General features: G+C 43.0%; 4 protein-coding genes and 1 tRNA gene. 2 read left to right on the top strand and 3 right to left on the bottom strand.

Going from position 1 to position 3,118, the window contains the following annotated elements:
* Together VB714_RS07115 and VB714_RS07110 are read right to left on the bottom strand one after the other, a co-directional pair.
* Nucleotides 1–519: acyltransferase family protein (locus VB714_RS07115; RefSeq protein ID WP_323222538.1), on the bottom strand; the 519-nt coding region annotated here is incomplete at its 3' end.
* Between the two features lie 89 nt (nt 520–608).
* Nucleotides 609–682: transfer RNA gene (locus VB714_RS07110), tRNA-Pro, on the bottom strand.
* 187 nt (nt 683–869) lie between these two features.
* Between VB714_RS07110 and ebsA the strand changes: the two genes are divergently transcribed.
* The gene (gene ebsA / locus VB714_RS07105; RefSeq protein WP_204102008.1) at nt 870–1,247 is read left to right on the top strand and encodes a type IV pilus biogenesis protein EbsA; all 378 of its coding nucleotides are present in this window, start codon (nt 870–872) and stop codon (nt 1,245–1,247) included.
* A 62-nt stretch (nt 1,248–1,309) separates the two neighbouring features.
* Entirely contained in the window at nt 1,310–2,410 is a 1,101-nt protein-coding gene (locus tag VB714_RS07100) for a phosphotransacetylase family protein (protein WP_323222536.1), read from the top strand.
* Nucleotides 2,411–2,504: 94 nt separating this feature from the next.
* Here the strand turns inward: VB714_RS07100 and VB714_RS07095 are convergent.
* A partial coding sequence (locus VB714_RS07095) for a hypothetical protein (protein WP_323222535.1) occupies nt 2,505–3,118 on the bottom strand: 614 nt, incomplete at its 5' end.

The raw sequence follows: 3,118 nt of genomic DNA, 5'->3' as shown, positions 1-3,118 counted from the left end.
TTTTCGAGGCTGACTATTGCAGATCCAGAAAATAATTGGAGTAATTAAATAAGCCTGTAAAATAACAGTAAAAAACCAGAGTCCAGCATTAATAAAAGCAGAACTCGAACCCGCAAAACCCAAAACTGTTAAAAGAAATTTAAAATTGTAGTATTCTCTTGATTGATTGACAACACCGTAAAGTAACAGAGTGACTCCAATAGCAAGAAAATACGTGGGATAAAGTCGATTTAACCTTTTTATCAGCCACGATCGCCAATCCGTTGTAATGTTAGTTAAGTTATTTTTTTGCGCCTTCAAAGCTAAACCATAACTGATGTTAAAGCCAGCAATGACAAAAAAGACATCAACTGCACCATAACCAATTTTAGCTCCAACTCGATCCAAGGCAATAACCCAATCCAAGCGATCGGGATAATTTTGGAAAAAATGAAAAAAAACAATCCCCAAAATTGCCAATCCTTTGGTTAAATCGATCCAAGTTAATCTTTTTTTTGAGGTTAAGCTATTATTTGACATTGTTGACAAGCGCAATTCTGGAAAGACCACAGCCCTTTTTGTAGGTTCAGCAGCATTCTCAATACCGGAAGATAAGGTTTTTAGTTGAATCGGGATGACAGGATTTGAACCTGCGGCCCCTTCGTCCCGAACGAAGTGCGCTACCAAGCTGCGCTACATCCCGGCGCAAGATATTTTTTCTTACAGTTTCCGATTATAGCACCTTTTTACTTCCCTTTGAGCAGGTCAAAACGCGATCGCCAGAAAAAATCCTGAGTCAATTATCTAAATTCGATCGATTATCTCTAGGGGTTTGCTACTAAGTTCTGTAAGATAGGCATATTATACAGGAAAGTTCGAGAAGATTTGCCATGTCTTTAGATAGCCTAAAACCCGCTCAGAAAGCAGTGTGGATGGTATATCAACCTTACTTTCAAGGGCAGAAACGTCAAATTCTCCCTTATGCAATCGGCCTCTATCAAACAGGTTCTCTCGAGGGAGAACGCCCCATTGAAGGCCGAGAGGAAGGCGTTCCTTTTGTTGCTACGTGGTTTGTCTCTAAACTTCCGGCGGAACTCACTCGCTGTCGCCTGCAATTTGATGGCAATGCGGAACTCAGTTACGAAGTCGATATGCAAAATTCAGACTTTGTAGATCACTTAATTGAAGTAATTGCGAGTTACAAACGCACTAAAGTTACCGATTTTTCCAGAGGATTTTATCGTAAATTATTACGAGCCGAAGGATAAGTCAACAGGATTAAGTTACAAAGATTCAATCATTAGAGTACAAAAGCAACGGAGTGAGGGTGATGCCGAAAACCAAATGTTTATTAGTCGGATCGACTGAAGTGTACGGTGGGAAGTCCGCAACGATTATCGGGATAGCCCATCAGCTTCAGAAAAAAGGAATCGCGATCGGTTATGGAAAGCCTCTGGGAACCTATCCCAGTCAAAGTCTGGATCGGAATCTGACGGATGCAAGCGAAGAGGATGTTCGTTTTATGGCGGGCGCACTCGATCTTTCAGAACGCCACCGCAAAGCCCCAATACTCTGTTTGGATGAATTAACTATCCGCAAACAGTTACAAAACGAACAGAGGCAAGATAACACAAAACTACTCGATACTTACGTTAGTAATATCGCAGGAGATTTGATTTTGCTCGAAGGTCCTTCGACTCTTTCGGAAGGGCAGCTATTTGACTTATCGTTGAACCAAATGGCTGAACAATTGGATTCGTCAGTGTTATTGGTGGCACGCTATCATTCTCTAGAATTGCTCGATCGCCTCCTAGCTGCCAAAATCAGCTTAGGCGATCGCCTTTTAGGGGTATTAATTAGCGATATCCCCGAACAAGATTGGCAAGGGGTAGAAACGGAGATCCAACCGTTTCTAGAAAGACAAAATATCGAGGTTTTTGGTCGATTACCTCGCAATAATCTCTTACGCAGTGTCAGTGTTCGCGAATTGGCCAAGAAACTGAAGGCTAAAATTCTCTGTCGGGAAGATCGCTTAGATTTAATGGTGGAAACTCTGACCATTGGGGCGATGAATGTCAACTCCGCTTTGGAGTATTTCCGCAAGGGAAAAAATATGGCTGTGGTGACGGGGGGCGATCGCAGCGAACTACAATTAGCGGCTTTGGAAACCTCAACTAATTGTTTGATTTTAACGGGTCATGCCCCTCCCCAAGATTTTGTTCTCACTCGCGCTGAAGATTTGGAAATTCCCATTTTATCTGTTGATTTGGATACATTGACAACGGTGGAAATTGCCGATCGCGCTTTCGGCCAAGTTCGCTTACAAGAAGCCATTAAAGTAGATTGTATTCGAGACTTGATGCAGCAGCATTTTGATATCGATCGCCTCATGAAGGCTTTGGTATTAGAACCTGCAACAGTAGAAGTGTAAAACAGGCAAGAAGCAACAGTCACCAGTTACTCGTTATTTGGAAAGGGGCGATCGCGCATTTCGCGATCGCTTTTTTATTTCTCCCATCACAAAGCTAAAAACGACGAGTGCTTAAACGAATGCGATATTCTTGCACAACAGGTTCACTACCCATATAAGTTGGTTCAAATTCCCACTGTTCGATAATTTTTATCGCTAATTTCTTTGCTTTTTCTAAGGGAATATTACCAGAAAGAACTTGTATAGATTCTGGATAAACTGAGGGTTTACCATTACTGTCGATCGCGGCAACAACTTCGATCGCAAACTCTCCCTCAATATTAAGTCCGAGAGGAGTTAAATAGTCGATCGCGTTCAATTGTTTCTCGTTTTGTTTGCGTCTTGCAAGGCGATCGGGAATATCGCGATCGCCTTGAGTGAGTTGCAGATCGCCAATAGTTGCTATAAAGCGATCGCCATCGGAGGGAGTAGGGGTTTCCGGTGAAGGAGTTGGAGTTGGTTTAGGGGTTTCTGGTGAAGGAGTTGGAGTTGGTTTAGGAGTTTCCGGTGAAGGGGTTGGAGTCGGTTTAGGAGTTTCCGGTGAAGGGGTTGGAGTTGGTTTAGGAGTTTCCGGTGAAGGGGTTGGAGTCGGTTTAGGAGTTTCCGGTGCAGGAGTTGGAGTTGGAGGATTAGGGGGTGGATTATTTTTTCGGGGGGAAGGAGTTGGAG

It is taken from the genome of Spirulina sp. 06S082 (assembly GCF_034932145.1).
Classification (GTDB): Bacteria; Cyanobacteriota; Cyanobacteriia; order Cyanobacteriales; family Spirulinaceae; genus CCY15215.
This window is presented reverse-complemented; position numbering and strand designations above follow the sequence as displayed.

What these genes read in the sequence shown, in the direction of transcription:
- ebsA (WP_204102008.1), top strand. Translation starts at nt 870, where the DNA reads ATGTCTTTAGATAGCCTAAAACCCGCTCAGAAAGCAGTGTGGATGGTA.
- VB714_RS07100 (WP_323222536.1), top strand. Translation starts at nt 1,310, where the DNA reads ATGCCGAAAACCAAATGTTTATTAGTCGGATCGACTGAAGTGTACGGT.